We start from the raw sequence: 17,147 nt of genomic DNA, 5'->3' as shown, positions 1-17,147 counted from the left end.
CCCGACAATAGCCCCAACTTCGGCCCTCATCCCACCTCTGGACGATTTCTGAACGATCATCGGCGACCATGCACTCAACGCGGGCGGACAATGCCGCCCCATTGAAAAGAGGAGTGCATGCCATGAACATTCGTATTCGCCGCCGTATTCGTCGTACGCTCGTTCCGCTGATGCTGCTGGCCATGATGGCTGTCGGGATCGCGCAGGCCGATCCGCTGCCGGTGCCAGAGGCTCCCGGACTGGGTGTGATTATCCTCCCTGTCGTGAATCTGCTGTCGCCGCCGGATGGTGTGACCGTGGACTACAGCAACGTGTTTACATGGTCGCGCGTGCAAACTGCTGACAGCTACGTCATCAAGATGAAGGTCGTTGAGACCGGCGCGAAGGCCAAGCAGGTCGTCAGCACCGATAACTGCTTCGAGGCCGGATTCTGCATTAAAGCGATGGAAGATACGCCGATCTTCGACCACGTGGACGATGGCGACACCGTCGAGTGGAAGGTGATCGCCAAGATCGACGACATCAAGGTCAAGAGTCAGACGTGGACGGTCGTTGTCGACACGGTCGCCGCGCCGACAACGCTGCTGCCGGCCCATGGGGCGCTACTGCTGCCGGTGCACAGCCTGTCGTGGAACAATGACGACGACGTGAACGCGCAGTACAAGGTGGTCGTCAAGGATGCCGACAGCGGGGATACCGTGTTCAAGCTGAAGCGCTTTTCCAATCAGTGCGAAGGCCCGTGCTCGGTCAACTCCGGCGTGTATGGCCCGCTGCCGCTGGCCGAGACGTTCACGTGGTTCGTGAAAGCCAAGGGCTACAACGGCGACAAGGCCAAGAGCGCGACGCAGACTCTCTACACGCCGGCGATAGGCGCGGAATTGCCCTGACGGCCGCGAACCTGACGAGACCTCACCCCGAAATCCCCTCTCCGCCTCGGAGAGGGGACTAGCCACACCAGATGATTCTCCCCTCCGAATTGGATTGGGGCCGGGGCTCAGGGCGATCCGTTAGGGGTGGTGAACGAAGGCCACGGCACTGCCGTGGCCCTACGCACGAGAGAGACGTCTCAGGTCGGGCGACACCCGCATGGGCGGCCCGCCGCGCCACCCTACCCGACAACTGGCTTCTGACTCCTGACCTCTGCCCCTAGTACATGAACTGTTCGAGGAAGCGCTTGGACTGCGTGAGCGAACGCTTGCGGTCGTCCAGCGAGCCTTCGTAGGCGCGATCCTCGACCTCGATACACACGGCGTAGTCGTAGCCGGTGTCGCTGAGCGCCGAATAGAACGCGCCCCAGTTCACGCTGCCGAGTCCGGGCAGTTTGGGCGTGTGCCATTTGAGGCCCAGAATACCGCGGTCGTACAGCCGGTCGGGGTCGATCTTCTCGTCCTTGGCGTGGACGTGCACAAAGCGCGAGCCGAACTCGTGGATGGCGCGCACGTAGTCGATGTGCTGCCAGATCAGGTGCGACGGGTCGAAGTTCAGTCCGAAGTGCCGGCTGGGGAAGCGGTCGAACATCCGCCGCCAGACGTCTGGCGAGATGGCGAGGTTCTTGCCGCCGGGCCACTCGTCGAGGCTGAACAGCATCGGGCAATTCTCGATGCCGATCTTGACGTCCTGCTGCTCGGCAAAGGCGATCAGCGGCGCCCACACTTCCTCGAACAGCGGCCACTGATCCTCGATCGAACGGGCCGGATCGCGCCCGACGAACGTATTCATGACCGGCACGTCGATCATCTTGGCCGCGGCGATCACCTTTTTGATGTGCTCGGCGTAGACGGTGCGCTCGGCCGGGTCGGCCACTAATGGATTCGGGTAGTAGCCCAGCCCGCTGATCGACACGCCGTACTTGGCCATCAGCGCCTTGACGTTGGCCGCCTCCGCCGGGCCGAAATTGGTGACGTCGATATGCGTGACGCCGGCGTAGCGCCGTTCCGCCTCGCCGACCGGCCAGCACATGACTTCGACACAGCCAAAGCCGTGATCGGCGGCGAACTTGAGCACGTCCTCGAACGACAGGTCAGGCAGAATGGCAGTGACAAATCCGAGTTTCATTTGCATTGTTCCTTTCCCGAATTCAAACCATTTTCACCAGAGGGTTTGCACCCTCTGGACTCCCGTCTCTGCGAAATCGCGTCGCTCGTGACGCGATTCCGCAGGAAGCGAGGTGCAGGAGGCCATGCCTCCTGCCAGGGTTTGGGGCAGCGCCCCAAGCCGTTTCTAAACAGATACCCACCCGCGCGTGCGGTGGCTCTCCACGATCTTGTCGCACAGTACGACCTCATAGTGCCCGTCCTCGAAAGTCGGGTATGGCTTCGGCGCGCCGAAGTCGCCGGCTTCCATGTAGCGGTAGATCGACGCGTACAACTGTTTGAAGCTGTCGTCGAAGCCTTCGGTATGCCCGCCCGGATAACTGTTGGCGGCACGTCCCGCGGGCAGCATCAACGACGGATCCTTGATCAGAATGCCGTTGGGCGCGTCGCGCCGCCCAATCCACATCTCGTTGGGATTCTCGACATCCCACGCCAGCGAGCCCTTGCTGCCGACGATCTCGAAGTGGCAGTAGTTCTTGCGTCCGCCGCTGACCTGCGAGACGAGCATCGTGCCGCGCGCGCCGTTGCTGTAGTGGAACAGCACCGCGCCCCAGTCCTCGGTATAGATATCGACCGGCTCGGTCTCGACCGCGGCGGCCTGCTCCTTGCCGACAAACGTGGCGACTGCCTGCTTGGGCTTGCGCCGGACCGGGATGAACGTGTGCAGGTCAGCCATCACTTCCGTGATCTTGAGGCCGGTGATGAAGCCAATCAAGTCCATCCAGTGCGTGCCGATGTCACCGATGGCGCGCGTCGCGCCGCCCTCCTCCGGCACGAGACGCCAGTTCCAGTCGGTCTCGTACATCAGCCAGTCTTGCAGATAGCCGCCGCGCACGCCGCGCACCTCGCCGATCTCGCCGGCAGCGACGGCCTCGCGGGCGTGCTGCACCAGCGGGTAGAAGCGCTTGTTGTAATTGACCGCCGCAACCTGATTGGGATGACTGTGCGAGAGCGCCACCAGTTCGGCCGTTTCGGTCGCGTTCATCGCCAGCGGCTTCTCGCAGATGACGTGCTTGCCGGCCATCAGCGCGCGCTTGCTGAATTCGAGGTGTGTCTGGTTGGGCGTGGTGATATGGATGGAGTCGACCTGCGGGTCGTCGAGAACGGACTGAAAATCGTCGTAAGCGACCTCAAGCCGCATCGAGTCTGCCGCCGCACGACTCTTGTCCGGCGTGACGCCCAACACCCCGCGCACGTGGACGCCGATGCGCCGGAGCGCCTCGACGTGAACCGGGCCGATAAAGCCGGTGCCAACCACAACCGCCTGAGTCATGAGTCCGCAATCCTTTGCACTCGTTCAAACAAATCTGTCGGCTGGAACGCGCGGTCATTGGCGCGCGCCCGGCAAGTATCTATACTTTAGAATGTCCGTACATTTCCCGCAAGGCGGCTGGACCTATGAAAGCGATTATGAAGGTGGCACCCGGTGTTGGGCACGTGGAACTGCGCGACATCCCCGAGCCAGCGCCGAAAGCCGGACAGGTCAAGATCGCGGTGCGCGCCGCCGGTCTGTGCGGGACCGATCTGCACATCCTGAAGGACGAGTTTCGCAGTTGGCCGCCGGTCGTGCTCGGTCACGAGGTCTCCGGCGAAATCGTCGAGGTCGGCGAAGGCGTCGAGGGCTGGCAGCCCGGCGCACGCGTGACGACCGAGACGTACTTCTCATTCTGCGGGACGTGCAAGTACTGCCGCGCCGGCCACACCAACCTGTGCCTCAACCGCCGCTCGATCGGGTCGGCGGTCAACGGCGGGTTCACGGACTACGTCATCGTGCCAGCGCGTAACCTGCACGCGATCCCCGATCACGTATCGTTCGACGCTGGCGCGCTGACCGAGCCGCTGGCGTGTGTCGTGCATGCCGTGACGACCACGCCGACCGTCAGCCCCGGAGACGTCGCGGTGATCGCCGGCCCGGGCGCCATCGGCCTGCTCACGCTGCAAGTGGTCAAGGCAGCAGGCGCAACGGTCGTCATGTTGGGCACCGACCGCGACCAGCACCGCCTTGTGCTGGCCCGCGACCTCGGCGCGGATCACACCGTCAACGTCCAGCGCGAGGATCCCGCGCCGCTGATCGCCTCGCTCACCGACGAGGGCTTGGGCGCGGACGTGGTGTACGAGTGCTCCGGCGCGGGGCCGGCGGCGGCCCAACTGCTCACGCTGGTGCGGCGGCGCGGGCGCTACGTGCAAGTCGGGCTGTTCGGCAAGCCGGTGGCGTGGGATTTGGATCAGCTGTGTTTCAAGGAAATCGTCGCGACCGGCAGCAATGCCAGCATCCCCGCGGCATGGAGCAAGGCCGTCAGCCTGATCGCCAGCGGGAAAGTCCGCACCGACGCGCTCATCACCCACCGCTTCCCGGTCACACAGTGGGAGGCGGCGTTCGCCACGTTCGAGAACGGCACAGGCGTCAAGGCGATCCTCACGCCAGTCGGTCAAGAATAGTGATGAGGGGAAGGGGTCAGGAGTCGGGGGCGAACTCGCATCGATCGAGCTTCGCGCCCGCCTAAACATAGTACAATAAAGAACAGTGAGGAGTAGAACGCCATGACAGTTGCAGACATCTTGCAGCAGGCCAAAGGTTTGAGCCTACAGGAACAGCGTGACTTGGTTCGGCTGTTGAGCGAGTCAATCCGACATGGCGAAGAGTCCCGGAAGCACAGCATTCTTGAGCTGGCAGGATTGGGCGCAGATATTTGGAAGGGAATCGACGCACAGGATTACGTCGATCAGCTGCGTCGTGAATGGGACGACCGTCCTTGAAGCTGCCGGATGCGCTTCGAGGTATCCGGCGGCTCGGTTTTGACACCGCGCCGCTCATTTATTTCATCGAGAAGCATCCGGTGTATTTCGATCGGATGTTGTACATCATGCGCAGCGTCGACAAAGGGCTGATGACTGGCGTCAGTGCGACGACGACTTTGGCGGAAGTCCTTGTCCAGCCGTTGAAGGCTGGCGATAAGGACTTGGCGCAACGCTATGAGGCCGTGTTCTTGGACAGCAATGGTTTTCACCTGGAACCACTCACTGCCGCCACCGCGCGTCTAGCGGCCGAACTTCGTGCCAACTACACGCTTCGGACACCCGATGCCATTCATATCGCGACAGCCATCGCTGCGGGTTGCGATGCCTTCTTAACGAATGACTACGGTTTCAAGCGCGTAGAAGGAATCAAGGTTCTGGTGCTGGACGAGTTGGAGCCAGAGACATCAATCGAGGCGGACGACAACGGCAACTCTGGCGAACAGGGTGTCTACGGAACAGTCTCGGACGAAGATACCCCCTAAACGGTGGTCCATCCCCTGCATTTGCCCGCAGGAGTCGCTTGGCAACTCGCACGAAGTCGACATTGAGCACCTGGGTGTAGGAGGCCGACCATGTCCACTGAGAAACGCCTGACCGGCAAGGTCGCGCTGGTGACCGGCGCGGGCGATCCGCGCAGTATCGGCCGCGGTATCGCGCGGGCGCTGGCCGACGAGGGTGCCGACGTGATCGTGAACGACATCCGCTCCGAGTGGCTGCCGAGCGCCGTGGAGGACATTCAGGCGCGCGGCGTGCGCGCGGCCGCCTACGCCGCCGACGTCTCGAAGCCGGAGCAAGTCGCCGCGCTGTTCGCTGACGCCGTGGCCACAATGGGCCGCCTCGACATCGTCGCCAGCAACGCCGGGATCATCCGCTGGGAGCACTTCCTCGACATCACGCCGGAAAACCTGCGCTCGATCGTCGACGTCAACCTCAAGGGCAACGTGTACGTGTGCCGGGCCGCCGCCCGGCAGATGATCGGGCAAGGGGACGGCGGGCGCATCATCGTCACGTCGTCGGTGCAGGCGTCGATGCACTTCCCGATCACGCCGGTCTACGGCGCGACCAAACGCGCGATGTTCCCGTTTGTGGGAACGCTTGCGCTCGAACTGGCGCCGTACAACATCACCGTCAATCACATTGGGCCGGGCTGGGTGCAGTCGGCACTGAACGATCCACAGCCGGAACTGCAGACCGAGGAGGGCATCGAAGCCACCCGCCAGTCGGTCCCGCTGAAGCGCGCCGGACTGATCGAGGAGATGGGCCGCGCGGCCGTCTACTATGCCAGTTCCGACGGCGATTACGTGACCGGCACCTATCTGCGGCTGGACGGCGGGTTGGGCATCAGCAAGTACACGTTGTAGGAGGCGCGCCATGATCGACTTGAACGGCAAACACATCGTCATTGTCGGAGGTGGCGCGACCCTCGCCGAGGAACTGGCCACCTACTTCGACGCGTACGGCGCGCATGTGCATCCGCTGCACGTACCGGCCGCCGACCCCGAGGCGATCCGCGCGGCGGTTGCCGGTCTCGACCCGTTCGATGCGCTGATCGTCGCGCCCGAGGCCGTTCGCCCCGCGCCGTTTCTCGAAACCAGCGACGCAGACTGGGACGAAGCGATTGGGCTGAACTACGAGCGCGCCGTGTGGATCATGCAGGCCGCCGCCAAGTCCATGATTGCGCACCGGCGGGCCGGGCGAATCGTGCTGCTGTCATCAGTCGCCGCCGACCTACCGCTCGCCGAGCTGTCGGCGCTGGGCACGTCGTTGGCTGCGCTGCGCGCCACCGCGCAGATGGCCGCCGTCGATCTGGGGCCGCACGGAATCACCGTGAACCTGATTGAGTTGGGCTGGACCGAATTGGACGCGGCGGCTCTGTCGAACGATCCGGCCGACCATGCACATCTGGTCGCTGGTACGCCGACCGGCCGCCTCATCGAAGCGGACGAGATCGCCGGGGCGTGCGCGTTCCTGCTGTCGAGCGCTGCGCGCAGCATCACCGGCGCGCGGCTGACGTTGGACGGCGGCTACACGCTCACCCGCGCCGCCGGCCGGACCCCACTGCCGCCGGCGGTCTCGCAGCTGTGAAGCAGAGGCTTCGCCTCCGCACCTCCACAAGGGGTTTGCACCCCTTGACCCCGCTGCTGCGAACATGAGGCGCATGCGCCTCATGTTCGCGGAATGGGAGTCCAGAGGGCGTAAGCCTTCTGGCAGGGCTTGGGGCAGCGCCCCAACGTAGAATCACACAGGGCGACCGAATGGCCGCCCTGTGTCGTGTGGGAAGTGTGTCGCGCTTACCGCACGAGTTCAAAGGTCAGAGTGACGTTGACGGTGACGCTGGTTTGACCGGGAGCGACGTAGGCGCCACCGCCGCCGCCCTGCGCGCGCTCCATGCCCGCGTAGAACACGGGCACGCTGCCGCCGAAATCCTCACGGACCGAGACGACCTCGCCGAGCTGCACGCCGAGCAAGCTGGCGAGTGCTTCGGCGCGGGCGCGGGCCTGAGCGACGGCACCTTCACGGGCGATCGTCTCGAGCGGGGCCGGATCGCTGACGCTGAAGTACAGGCCGTACAGGCTGGTCGCGCCGTTTTCGATGCCGGTGTTGATGATGTCGTCGACCAGATCGACGTTGCGGACCAGCACGCGCACGGTGTTGCTCACCTGATAGCCCTGCTGATCGCCGGTTTCGGGTGTATAGCGGGTCGTAGAGTAGACGCTTAGGTTGGCGGTCTGGATGTCCTCTTCGGCGACGCCGAGTGCGACGATCTCCGCAACGATGGTGCGGACGGTCTCGTTCGAGGCGTCGAAGGCTTCGCTGACCGAGGTGGTAAAGGTGTCCACGCCGAGTTCCAGCGTGGCCTGATCGGGCGTGCCGGCGGCCTCGGCCGAACCGAAGACCGTGATCGTGTTGGCGGGCATATCCTGCGCCGCGACCGGCGCGACAAATGCACTGACCAGCGCGATCAGCAACCCGAACAACGCAATCGACTTGATGTGACGCTGCATAGCAGTATCTCCTCCAAATGGGTAACGGGCGCAAGAACCTGCGCCTTCGTACATAGCATAGACGACAGTCGTGTCAAAAAAGTTCCACCGTCGTGTCGTCGCGGGCTACACGCCGGCAGTCCGCCGATCAGCCGGTGGAAAACGCGGTTTGGGGATGAGAACTTGGGGACGATGGCCTATAATCACGCCAATCTGCCCGCACTGCGTCAAGGTTCCGCGCCGATGATGAAACTGATCATCCTGTTCCGTCAGCCGACCGACCTCGCGCGATTCGAAGACACCTACAACAACCTGCTGGCCCTGATCGAGCGTATGCCCGACGTGACACGCCGTCAGGTCAACTCCGTCGTCGGCAGCCCCACCGGGCCGTCGCCGTTCTACCGGCTGTTGGAGGTGTATTTCGAGGATCAGGCCCGCATGAACGAGTCGCTGCGTTCGCCGCGCGGGCAAGAGGCCGGACGCGAGCTGACGTCGCTGCCTGCTGGCAGCTTTGACGTGATGTTCGCGGACGTTTACGAGGAAGCAGGGGGCGCGACCCCCACAGGAGAGACATCCGGACATGCAGGCGCTTAAAGACCGAATCGCCGCGGAGGGCCAGAATCTCGGCAGCGGCATCCTCAAAATCGACAGCATCCTCAACCACCAGATCGATCCCAAGCTGATGTTCGCGATGGGCGAGGCGCTGGCCGCGATGTTCCACGGCGTGACCATCCACCGCATCCTGACCGCCGAGATCAGCGGCATTTGCCCGGCATTGACGGCCGGCTATGCGCTGGACGTGCCGGTCGTGTACGCGCGCAAGCTCAAGCCGATCACAATGGCCGGCCCGGTCTACCTTGAAACGGCCCCCAGCCACACCAAAGGCGCGCAGGTCAACCTGCTGGTCGCCGCCGAGTTCCTGCACGCAGACGAGAACGTGCTGATCATCGACGACTTCCTCGCCAGCGGGAAGACCCTCGCGGCGCTGGCGCGCATGGTACGCAGCGCGCACGCCAATCTGGTCGGTGCGGGTGTAGTGGTCGAGAAATCGTTCGAGTCCGGCCGCGCGTACATGCAGCAGCAGGGGTTCGACATTCCGATCTATTCGCTCATCACGATCACCAGCATGGACGACGGCAAGATCGTCATGGCCTAGAGGCAGTGATGAGTGGAAAGCGCTGAGTGCTGAGGGATAGGCCGGCGCGTAACCGACCTCATATCGCGTCAGACAGCGCACGCGCTGTACTTACCACTTCGCGGGATTTCCGGATTCTGGTAGGGACACGGCAGTGCCGTGGCCGAGAGACCCCGCACAGGCGTTGAAGGGGCGACCCGGCGGGTCGACCTTCGCTCAAGCCTCGACCTACGCCGGTCAGCGCACTGTCCCTACTTCATCGCGCATATTCCCAGCTTCTGCCAGGGACTGGTTGTGTATCACGCGCGCTGACTTCAGCCGTTCTCTGGCGTCGTTTGCCGCCCAATGGCGACGCGCCAAACCATCGGCCCTTCTTCGAGGTACGCCCACGTAAACTGGCCGGTGCGCTCGTGCATGAGCTGGTAGTACAGCGGCTTGGGATCGTGGTCGTTAACCAGTTCGAGTTGCTCGTCAGGTGCCAACGAGTCGAGTGTCTGGAAGATAAGCGGGTGACGTTCACGCGGGATGATTTCGCGTACATCAACAACTTTCATGTCGTTTCCTTCTGTGCTGGCAAGAATACGAAGACTGGCATCCGGCTCGAAACGAGTCGAATCCCCTTGTGCGATGCGCCGAATCACCATACGCCATACGTCCGGCCCTTCCTCACGGTATTCCCAACTGAACTGATCGGGATACCGTTGGCAGAACTGCCTGTACAGCGGTGTGGGTCTGTGGTCGTTGACGAACTCGAATCCTTCACCAGCGGCCAATCTCTCAAACGTGGTGAAGATCAGAGTGTGGCGTTGACTACATGTAAGGTCTCGAACATCGAGTGTGTTCATTTGGCGTGTTCCTGAGTTGAACTAGACAGAAGCCGGCGCAGCATGCCACCATTCACGAAACGTCTGGCACAGCCCGTTCTCGCTGAATTCGACAGCGAACAGACAGTCCAGCGCGATGCGTTTGTTCGATTCGATGATGGTGAACTTCGCCGTCCAGCGCGCAATCCCCAGCATGCCTGTGACCGCCAGAATCTCGAACGCCGTCTCTTTGTCCTTCAAAGACCGCGCACCCCGAAGCCAATACGTATAGATGGCCTCTCGCCCTACAATCGGGTCATCGAACGGACTCTCGAAATAACGGGCATCCCGAGTAAAGAGATCTGCCGAGGCAGACGGATCGTTTTGCTCGCTGGCTCTGCCGTACGATTCCATCCAGTGGCTGAAGTGTTCGAGCGCCAGTGAGTCCATGCGATACCCGTTCAGCTTCACACATCCGGATTTGTCGACCAGCAAAGGAGGACACCGTCTCGATCGGTCGAGACGTATCCCCGGACTCTAGAATGCAGCACAGGACGAATCCATGACGTGACGCAAGTCACATCGAGAGGTCGATTTAGGCCGAAACGTCACCTTCCGCTACGGCGCTCCCCACAACCACGTGACCCCATCCTCGCCGGTGGTCGCCAGCAGACGGGCATCCGGGCTGAAGGTCGGCCGCAGCGTCGGAGCGACATGTGCCGTGCCCTCAAACAACACAACGCTGCCGTCCGCTGGGATCAAGCGCACGAGGTTGTCCTGACTGGTCACAGCCATCAGCCCGCCGTCCGGCGAGAATGCGATCCCGGTGATCGGCCCGAAGAACGACGTAAGCACGCGCGGCGGGCTTTGCAGGTTCGCTACGCTGAATACGCGCAGGGCGCTGTCGTTCGATCCGATGGCCAAAGCGCGCCCGTCCGGTGAAATGGCCAATGCCAGCGCCACCGCCTCACCGCCCAGCAGGAAGCGGTCTGGATCAGGGCGCAGGCGGCGTTCGGCGATACGCGCCACGGTCACATACCCGTCGTTTGTCCCCAGTGCCACGACGCCCGGCGCGCCGGTTATTGCCATTGCCGTAAAGGCGATTGTGTCGCGGCGTTCGCGCTCGACGCTCATGCCCCCGGCGACGTCGGTAAAGCGCAGCGTGCCGTCGATGGCCGTCGAAACGACAATGTCGCGATCGCCGTCTAGGCTGCCTAGACCGGAGACACGTGCCTCGTGGGCGGGAATGTCACGCCGATCGCCGGTAAGCGGGTTGACCACCACCAGCGTTCCGTCCTCAGCCGCGGCGACGACCTCGTCCTCACTCCGGTACAACACGAACATGACACTGCCGCGCTCCAGATCGACCGTCGAGCGCAATGTGCGCGCGGCGACATCCCAGAACTCGATCACGCCGTCGGTGCAGCCGACCGCGAGGGTCGCGCCGTCCGGGCTGAAGACCGCGGCCTCGGTCTTGTCGGGCATGCGAATCCGCCCGACGCGTGTACCGGCCGAGCTGTCCCATAAGCTGACGTCTTGCGCGCTGGCGGTGGCGTACAGCGTACCGGACACAGCGACGGCGCGCAGCGGATGACGCGGCATGTTAACGATCTCGCTCTGTAGTTCGCCGCTTAACGGGACGTGCACGCGAAGGAGCTCATCGCCGCCGACGGTCACCAGCAGGCCGTCGTCGCGCACGGCCATGTCCCAGATCGGCCGATCGTCGTTCTGATAGCCGCCCGCCTGTTCGCCTGTCTCGACGTTCCACACTTGCACCGCGCCGAACTCGCCGCCGCTGACCAGCAGACCGTTGGGCAGGAACGCGAGCGTGTCGACCGCACCTTGCGCAGGCCGGAATTCGCGCACGACCTCGCCCGTCTCGGCGTCCCACACGGTGATCGCAGGCAGGTTGCCGGCGGTGGCGATGAGTCGTCCATCGGGGCTGTAAGCCAACGCGCGGATGGCTTCGCCGCTGGCGCGAATCGTGCGCACCGGCTCAAGCGACTCGACGCTCCACACGATGACCCCGGCTTCGCCGCCGGCGGTCGCCAGCCACTGCCCGTCAAGGCTGTAGGACAGCGCGTTGACCGTTCCGCCGTGATCGTATCGCTCTGCGACCAGCTTGCCGGAGGGCAAGTCCCAGATGCGCAGCGCGAAGTCGGTCGCGCCTGCGGCGATCTGCGCGCCGTCCGGACTCATGGCGATTCGCATGGCGTAGAACGGCGCGCCTTCAAGGCGCTGCGTCGCTTCGGGCGCGCGCGTCTCGGTGTACAGCACGCCGACCGATGTGGCGACCGCCAGCAGTTTGCCATTCGGACTGAGCGCGAGGTCGTTGGCCTCGCCGTTGCCGAGCATCGCCAGCGGCTGAACGCTGCCCGCCGTCTGCGGCGTGATCGGCGGCGAGTCGCCTTGCGCCAATGCCAGCCCGGTCGTGAGCAGCAGCCCGAGTATTGCGATCCGCCAGCGCATCGTCATCTCCCGAAGTCTCATGATGTGATGTCTCTTGGGCGTATTCTAGCGCAGGTTGAACTCACGGGTGGGCTGCTGCGCTGTGGTTATTTGTTCGTACATCAGGTTCAGGCGGGCGACTGCAAATCGAATCCGACACGTCGCAGCGTGCCGCCGTCGCTTCACATCACACGCGGAAGCTCGACCCAGCGCGTCTCGAAGTCGCTGGCGTCCGTGATCGTCAGGAGGCCGACGGTGGGCACGGGGCGTTTCTCCGGCGGGGTCGCTTCCGACCGGCGCAGCCATACCGGCAGCGCGAGGCGGCGGATCAGCGGCTGAGGCGTGGTCATCTGCCACCGCAGCATGGTGGGTGTCGGGGCATACACCGCGCCGGGGTTGAACAGCAGCACGCCGTCGTGCACGCCGCTGTACGTGCGGTGCCAGTGGCCGAACACGATCGCGTCCACGGCTTCGCCGGCGAACCAGCGCAGCAAGTCCGCAAACATGCCGTTCCACGGGTCGGTCTGGATGCCGAACAGCCGCTGCACGCGGTCGCGCCGTTCGATCAGGAACGGACGCTGGCCGTGCGTCAGGCCGATTCGCTTGCCCCCAATCTCGATTACCCGGTGGCGCGGCAGGTCGAATTGGTCGTCGTCGCCGCCGACTGCCTCGACCGGCGCGATCTGCCGCAGGCGATCGAGCACGTCGGGCGTCTCGATGTCGCCGGCGTGCAAAATCAGCGAGACGCCTGCAAACGCCGCTTCGATCGCCTCGTACTGGACGGACGGGACGCGCGTCGGCCAGTGCGTGTCGCTGAGGACCCCGAGGGTCACAGGCATTACGGGCGCATCCGGACTTCCGACAGCACGAGTGCGGCGTTGCCACACGTGTCGATGCGCCACACGCGGCGCGACAACGCGCCGCCGCCGTTGGCCGTGATCGTGACGCGTACGTGGCCTGCGTTCTCCCATGCCAGTTCGGGCCGGTCTAGCGCAGGCGAGATCGGCACGCCGGCCAGCAGGCGCGGGCGGAGGTCGGAAGACAATACCCACACCTCGTAGGTGTCCGGCTCAGGCCAGCGGCTCCACGCAACCGACAGCACGCGCTCGCAGCCCATCGGAAGCGGGGCGGCGAACCACCCCGCGAGCGAGACGGCGGCGAGCGCGATCCACATCAGCATGCGAGTGCTAGTTCTGCTGCTCGCCGAGCGGCACGATCTCGCCGCATAGGTCGATCATCGAGACGACGCGCCCGCCGGGGATGTAGTTGCCGAAACGGATGTGCACCTCGTCCGCCCACTCGACCAGCGGACCGAGTCCCTGCGGCACCTCAAAAGCGTGTAGCAGCTTGGGCGCGGTGCCCGCCTCGGTTTCGGGGTCGCCGTAAGACGTCACCCACAGCTCGATCTGCTTCGGGTTACCGGGGTCGTCCCAGCGCCACTCCACGACGCGGTATCCATCGGGAGACAGCGCGGTGTTGAGCAGGAACTCGGTTTCGCCGCTGAACAGCAGCGTGCTGGACGGCTCGTCACCGAGCGTGAACTCGAACACGCGGAACGGCGCGTTGAACTGGGCGAGGTTCGAGTCGAAGTCCGGGAACAACATCGTGCGGAAGGTCGGAACCTCGGCCTCGTAGTCCCACACGATCGGGGGCTCGATCACGCCGTGACCGACGCCGATCCACGTCGTGCCGGCGAAAAGTTCGCGCGGGTTGGTCATCGCCACGTCGACCGTCCAGATCCTGTCGAAGCCGACGATCACTAGATGCTGACCGTCGGGCGAGATACTGAGCTGGCCGGCCCCGCCGTAGGGGAGCAGTTCAGTCAGTGCGCCAGTGTCGAGATCGAGCGACCACAGATCGGACGGCAGCTCGAAGTAGATGCCTTCCGCGTCAGTCAGCAGCTGCGTGTGAAACAGCACCGTGTGTGTACCGGGAACAAACTGGGGACGAAACAGGGTCACGGCGTCGCGGAAATCCTCGCTGCGCAAATCCATCAACGCAGCATTGTCGAGGACCTGCACGAGTTCGCCATCGCGGACCGTGAACACGCTAGCCGTGAAGCCGTCGCGCGCTTCGATCAACAGCGCCTCGCCGTCACCCGACCACAGCACACGGTCGGCATTCAGATTATCGAGCAGGTCGAACGCCGTTTCGATGCCGTTGACGACGACATCGCCGTTTTCGTCGATGAATGCGCGCTCCGGCGCCATCAGCGGCAGTTGATACGGCGGAAGTGGGCATTCGACCGGCGCGGGCTGTGCGAAAGTTGACGATGCCGCCATGAGCAGTAGCAAGGTTAGAGCGAGTGCGATCATAGGGTGAACCTCCTCGTTAGGCCGGGCTCGATATTGATGGGTCGATGGTGTCCACTTCAGCATACCGGGAATCAAGCGCCGTGCCTGTCCGCAGCATGACGATGTTCATACGCGAATCAACGCATTCCCGCCTGTCACTGTGCGCATGACGCATTGCGGGGTTGGGAGAATCGCGGTAGTGTGAACTCGTATGTACCTTTCAGGGAGGCCTAAATGAAGCGTGTTCTGCTTGTGCTGGTTGTGATTCTCGTCATGTTAACCCCCGCTGCCGCGCAAGATGCCGGCGAGAGCGAGCCGTCTCCGCTGCTGCGCGCGCTGAGCGCCGTACCGGTCACGCCCGAGATACTGGGCTTTGAGCTGATCGCGTCATACGCCAACTACACCGACGCGCTGATGTCCCGCACCGGCGTCGTGTTCCCGACGCACGCTGCATTCCGAACCGCCTACGACTTGGATCTGCCGGCGGCAAGTGTCGTGCCGTGGTCTTTCGCTCCGTCGGGGCCGGCGACGCTGATTCAGAGCTTCTTCACGCTCGGCGACATGCCGGAAGCCGTTGGCCTCGACTTCTTTCAGATCGCGCAGGCCATCGAGTTCAGCCAGCCGCCCGCGCAGGTGATGGCCTATTTCGGCGCGTTCGAGCCAGTTGTGATGGCTGAAAAGTTGAAAGACTTCGGGTTTGAGTTGGAGTCGGAGACCGATGCCGGCTTGCTGATTTGCAGCACCGAGGGTTGTGACACCGGCCCGCAGATGGACTTGTCGATGCGCGATCCGCTCAATCCGTTCGGCGGCGACCTCGGCCGGCGCTTCCCGGTGTTGGCGTCCGAGTCGTCCATCGTCACCTCTCCAAATCTGGACGCCTTTCAGGCCTCGGTCGATGCGCTGAACGGCGTGCGGCCGTCCGCCGCCGACCTCGAACCATTCCAAGCGATCGACTCGGTGCTGTCAGCATTCCCGTACGTGCCGGGCGCGGTCTTCCTCAGCCCGCTGGCCGGCACCGCCTTCGACCCGGCAACCATCATTCGCGCTGACAGTCCCGAGGCGATTGTCGAGGCGATCAACCAAACGCTGGCCGAAAACCCGGTCGGTCCGTTCGAGCTGGCGGCGATCGTGGCCGCCGCCGACGGCGAGACGGAATCTGGCTTGGCGCTGTTCGTCTACACCGACGAGGATGCGGCGCTGACCGCAGCGGCGTCAATCGATGCGCGGCTAAATTCCATGCGGTCGCTGGTGATGCGGGATGGCACCTATGCCGACATCATGCTCGACCGCGGCGAGCTGTTGCCGGCCGAGGTCGTGTCCGTGCCGTCGGTCAACCGACACGTGGTGGTCGTGCGCATCGACACGCCGACGCCGCCCAACGCCGAGGTCGAAGGCCGGCTGCCCCGGTCGCACCTTGGCATGCAGGTGATGATCGATATGGTGTACCGCCGCGATACCGCGTGGTTTGCGGTATCCGCGGGCGAGTAGCGCCCGAGTGAACATGATGCTGGCCGGGCGCCGTGTCCGGTCAGCACAGAAAGCGATCCCCCATGCCCGATATGGACATTCGACCGTACACGCACGCCGATCTGCCCGTTATGCTGGACTTTGTCGGGCGGTGCAACGCCGCGTATCCCGTCGGCGATACCGCCCATCCGGGCGACATCGCGCATCACTTAAGCAACGCCCTGCGCGGAGCAGACCCGGGGCCCTATCTGCTCGTCGCGACACGCGGTAGCGAGGTCGTCGGCCTGATCCAGTTCTACCCGCACAAGGGCGAAATCGAGATGCTGATGCATCCGGCGCTGCGCGGCGGCGATGACGAGCGCGCGCTGCTGCGGGTGGCTGTCGCCGCGCGCGACCGCTTGATGCAGTCGTTGGGAAAAACTGCGCCCGCCGTGATCGACCTGTTCAGCGGCGATGTGTACAGAGGCGCGCTGCTCGCCGAATTCGGCTTCGTGCCCGATCCCGCGCCGCGGATGGCGGTTACGATGCGCGATCTCGCCGCTCCTAACCCGGCGCCCGCCTTGCCGGACGGCTTCTCGATCCGCAGCGCGGCGGGCGTCCACGAGGCGGGACTGCTGGCGGCTGTGCATTCCGCGGCCTTCGGGTCCAATTGGACACCGGAGAAATACCGCCTTGTGATGGAGACGCCGGGGTTCGTTATAGATCACGAGCGCGTCGTCGTCGCGCCGGACGGGACGTTCGCGGCGTTTCTCGTCTACTGGCTCGACTCGATCAGCAAGATCGGCCTGTTCGAGCCGGTCGGCTGTGCCGAGGCGTATCAGCGTCGCGGCCTCGTCAAGGCGCTGATGTACGACACGCTGGAGCTCATGCGAACTGCCGGGATGACCCGCGCATGCGTCAAACACGAGCTCGACAACCCGGCATCGACGGCGGCGTATGCCTCGGTCGGGTTTGTGCGCGTCGCCGACTACACCACATGGACGCTCCCGGCGTAGGTGCAAGGCGTGCCGTGTCCGCCTAAAGAGACTGAACCACAAAGGTCACAGAGGACACAGAGAGGGTCTGTAGGGGCGACCCGGCGGGTCGCCCGCTGTCGCGTCCGGTTATGTGCGTAGGGCCACGGC

19 protein-coding genes and 1 pseudogene are annotated in these 17,147 nt (G+C 64.0%); 10 read left to right on the top strand and 10 right to left on the bottom strand.

Features of this window, described 5'->3' with window-relative positions:
* Window positions 1–122 precede the first annotated feature (122 nt).
* Entirely contained in the window at window positions 123–887 is a 765-nt protein-coding gene (locus IPM16_13630; protein ID MBK9124140.1) for a hypothetical protein, read from the top strand.
* A 259-nt stretch (window positions 888–1,146) separates the two neighbouring features.
* Here the strand turns inward: IPM16_13630 and IPM16_13625 are convergent, their stop codons facing one another.
* Together IPM16_13625 and IPM16_13620 are read right to left on the bottom strand one after the other, a co-directional pair.
* On the bottom strand, window positions 1,147–2,055 hold the full coding sequence (locus IPM16_13625; protein MBK9124139.1) for a sugar phosphate isomerase/epimerase: 909 nt from the start codon (window positions 2,053–2,055) through the stop codon (window positions 1,147–1,149).
* Window positions 2,056–2,220: 165 nt separating this feature from the next.
* Window positions 2,221–3,366, bottom strand: coding sequence for a Gfo/Idh/MocA family oxidoreductase (locus tag IPM16_13620; GenBank protein MBK9124138.1), 1,146 nt, complete (start codon window positions 3,364–3,366; stop codon window positions 2,221–2,223).
* A gap of 137 nt (window positions 3,367–3,503) precedes the next feature.
* Between IPM16_13620 and IPM16_13615 the strand changes: the two genes are divergently transcribed.
* The 5 genes from IPM16_13615 to IPM16_13595 all read left to right on the top strand — a co-directional run bounded on the left by IPM16_13615 (window position 3,504) and on the right by IPM16_13595 (window position 6,977).
* A complete protein-coding gene (locus IPM16_13615) occupies window positions 3,504–4,532 on the top strand; it encodes a zinc-binding dehydrogenase (GenBank protein ID MBK9124137.1) in 1,029 nt (342 codons plus the stop codon).
* A gap of 102 nt (window positions 4,533–4,634) precedes the next feature.
* Entirely contained in the window at window positions 4,635–4,850 is a 216-nt protein-coding gene (locus tag IPM16_13610) for a hypothetical protein (protein MBK9124136.1), read from the top strand.
* Entirely contained in the window at window positions 4,847–5,374 is a 528-nt protein-coding gene (locus IPM16_13605; GenBank protein MBK9124135.1) for a PIN domain-containing protein, read from the top strand. Before IPM16_13610 ends, IPM16_13605 begins: the two co-directional genes overlap by 4 nt.
* Window positions 5,375–5,464: 90 nt before the next feature.
* Window positions 5,465–6,253, top strand: coding sequence for an SDR family oxidoreductase (locus tag IPM16_13600; protein MBK9124134.1), 789 nt, complete (start codon window positions 5,465–5,467; stop codon window positions 6,251–6,253).
* Window positions 6,254–6,263: 10 nt separating this feature from the next.
* Window positions 6,264–6,977 carry an SDR family oxidoreductase gene (locus IPM16_13595; GenBank protein ID MBK9124133.1) on the top strand — a complete coding sequence of 238 codons (714 nt, stop codon included), beginning with the start codon at window positions 6,264–6,266 and terminating at the stop codon, window positions 6,975–6,977.
* A gap of 206 nt (window positions 6,978–7,183) precedes the next feature.
* Here the strand turns inward: IPM16_13595 and IPM16_13590 are convergent, their stop codons facing one another.
* Window positions 7,184–7,897, bottom strand: coding sequence for an SIMPL domain-containing protein (locus tag IPM16_13590; protein ID MBK9124132.1), 714 nt, complete (start codon window positions 7,895–7,897; stop codon window positions 7,184–7,186).
* Between the two features lie 222 nt (window positions 7,898–8,119).
* On the opposite strand from IPM16_13590, the gene IPM16_13585 reads away from it, so the two are divergent.
* Together IPM16_13585 and IPM16_13580 are read left to right on the top strand one after the other, a co-directional pair.
* Window positions 8,120–8,470 (top strand): EthD family reductase, encoded by a 351-nt coding sequence (locus IPM16_13585; protein MBK9124131.1) that lies wholly within the window; start codon window positions 8,120–8,122, stop codon window positions 8,468–8,470.
* Entirely contained in the window at window positions 8,457–9,032 is a 576-nt protein-coding gene (locus IPM16_13580) for a xanthine phosphoribosyltransferase (protein ID MBK9124130.1), read from the top strand. Before IPM16_13585 ends, IPM16_13580 begins: the two co-directional genes overlap by 14 nt.
* Window positions 9,033–9,325: 293 nt before the next feature.
* On the opposite strand, the gene IPM16_13575 is transcribed toward IPM16_13580, so the two are convergent.
* The 7 genes and pseudogenes from IPM16_13575 to IPM16_13545 form a co-directional block, all read right to left on the bottom strand.
* Entirely contained in the window at window positions 9,326–9,565 is a 240-nt protein-coding gene (locus tag IPM16_13575) for a DUF2249 domain-containing protein (GenBank protein MBK9124129.1), read from the bottom strand.
* 75 nt (window positions 9,566–9,640) lie between these two features.
* Window positions 9,641–9,856, bottom strand: a pseudogene (locus tag IPM16_13570) (DUF2249 domain-containing protein).
* Window positions 9,857–9,877: 21 nt separating this feature from the next.
* Window positions 9,878–10,309: a nuclear transport factor 2 family protein gene (locus IPM16_13565; protein MBK9124128.1), complete on the bottom strand. Its 432-nt coding sequence runs from the start codon at window positions 10,307–10,309 to the stop codon at window positions 9,878–9,880.
* 123 nt (window positions 10,310–10,432) lie between these two features.
* A complete protein-coding gene (locus tag IPM16_13560; protein MBK9124127.1) occupies window positions 10,433–12,304 on the bottom strand; it encodes a WD40 repeat domain-containing protein in 1,872 nt (623 codons plus the stop codon).
* 140 nt (window positions 12,305–12,444) lie between these two features.
* The gene (locus IPM16_13555; protein ID MBK9124126.1) at window positions 12,445–13,101 is read right to left on the bottom strand and encodes a YfcE family phosphodiesterase; all 657 of its coding nucleotides are present in this window, start codon (window positions 13,099–13,101) and stop codon (window positions 12,445–12,447) included.
* A complete protein-coding gene (locus IPM16_13550; GenBank protein MBK9124125.1) occupies window positions 13,101–13,442 on the bottom strand; it encodes a hypothetical protein in 342 nt (113 codons plus the stop codon). The genes IPM16_13555 and IPM16_13550 overlap by 1 nt, the downstream gene beginning before the upstream one ends.
* 7 nt (window positions 13,443–13,449) lie before the next feature.
* The gene (locus IPM16_13545) at window positions 13,450–14,577 is read right to left on the bottom strand and encodes a hypothetical protein (GenBank protein ID MBK9124124.1); all 1,128 of its coding nucleotides are present in this window, start codon (window positions 14,575–14,577) and stop codon (window positions 13,450–13,452) included.
* A gap of 213 nt (window positions 14,578–14,790) precedes the next feature.
* Here IPM16_13545 and IPM16_13540 point away from each other — a divergent pair, with 213 nt between their 5' ends.
* Both IPM16_13540 and IPM16_13535 read left to right on the top strand, forming a co-directional pair.
* On the top strand, window positions 14,791–16,044 hold the full coding sequence (locus IPM16_13540) for a hypothetical protein (protein MBK9124123.1): 1,254 nt from the start codon (window positions 14,791–14,793) through the stop codon (window positions 16,042–16,044).
* 62 nt (window positions 16,045–16,106) lie between these two features.
* Window positions 16,107–17,018 carry a GNAT family N-acetyltransferase gene (locus IPM16_13535; protein MBK9124122.1) on the top strand — a complete coding sequence of 304 codons (912 nt, stop codon included), beginning with the start codon at window positions 16,107–16,109 and terminating at the stop codon, window positions 17,016–17,018.
* The last annotated feature ends 129 nt before the right edge of the window (window positions 17,019–17,147 follow it).

Origin of the sequence: Candidatus Flexicrinis affinis (assembly GCA_016716525.1) — a bacterium.
Lineage (GTDB): Bacteria > Chloroflexota > Anaerolineae > Aggregatilineales > Phototrophicaceae > Flexicrinis > Flexicrinis affinis.
The sequence above is the reverse complement of the archived record's forward strand: the minus strand, read 5'-3'. Positions and strand labels throughout refer to the sequence as shown.

Coding starts and splice junctions, on each gene's coding strand:
- IPM16_13630 (MBK9124140.1), top strand. CDS start 123: ATGAACATTCGTATTCGCCGCCGTATTCGTCGTACGCTCGTTCCGCTG.
- IPM16_13625 (MBK9124139.1), bottom strand. CDS start 2,055: ATGAAACTCGGATTTGTCACTGCCATTCTGCCTGACCTGTCGTTCGAG.
- IPM16_13620 (MBK9124138.1), bottom strand. CDS start 3,366: ATGACTCAGGCGGTTGTGGTTGGCACCGGCTTTATCGGCCCGGTTCAC.
- IPM16_13615 (MBK9124137.1), top strand. CDS start 3,504: ATGAAGGTGGCACCCGGTGTTGGGCACGTGGAACTGCGCGACATCCCC.
- IPM16_13610 (MBK9124136.1), top strand. CDS start 4,635: ATGACAGTTGCAGACATCTTGCAGCAGGCCAAAGGTTTGAGCCTACAG.
- IPM16_13600 (MBK9124134.1), top strand. CDS start 5,465: ATGTCCACTGAGAAACGCCTGACCGGCAAGGTCGCGCTGGTGACCGGC.
- IPM16_13595 (MBK9124133.1), top strand. CDS start 6,264: ATGATCGACTTGAACGGCAAACACATCGTCATTGTCGGAGGTGGCGCG.
- IPM16_13590 (MBK9124132.1), bottom strand. CDS start 7,897: ATGCAGCGTCACATCAAGTCGATTGCGTTGTTCGGGTTGCTGATCGCG.
- IPM16_13585 (MBK9124131.1), top strand. CDS start 8,120: ATGATGAAACTGATCATCCTGTTCCGTCAGCCGACCGACCTCGCGCGA.
- IPM16_13580 (MBK9124130.1), top strand. CDS start 8,457: ATGCAGGCGCTTAAAGACCGAATCGCCGCGGAGGGCCAGAATCTCGGC.
- IPM16_13575 (MBK9124129.1), bottom strand. CDS start 9,565: ATGAAAGTTGTTGATGTACGCGAAATCATCCCGCGTGAACGTCACCCG.
- IPM16_13560 (MBK9124127.1), bottom strand. CDS start 12,304: ATGAGACTTCGGGAGATGACGATGCGCTGGCGGATCGCAATACTCGGG.
- IPM16_13555 (MBK9124126.1), bottom strand. CDS start 13,101: ATGCCTGTGACCCTCGGGGTCCTCAGCGACACGCACTGGCCGACGCGC.
- IPM16_13550 (MBK9124125.1), bottom strand. CDS start 13,442: ATGCTGATGTGGATCGCGCTCGCCGCCGTCTCGCTCGCGGGGTGGTTC.
- IPM16_13545 (MBK9124124.1), bottom strand. CDS start 14,577: ATGATCGCACTCGCTCTAACCTTGCTACTGCTCATGGCGGCATCGTCA.
- IPM16_13540 (MBK9124123.1), top strand. CDS start 14,791: ATGAAGCGTGTTCTGCTTGTGCTGGTTGTGATTCTCGTCATGTTAACC.
- IPM16_13535 (MBK9124122.1), top strand. CDS start 16,107: ATGCCCGATATGGACATTCGACCGTACACGCACGCCGATCTGCCCGTT.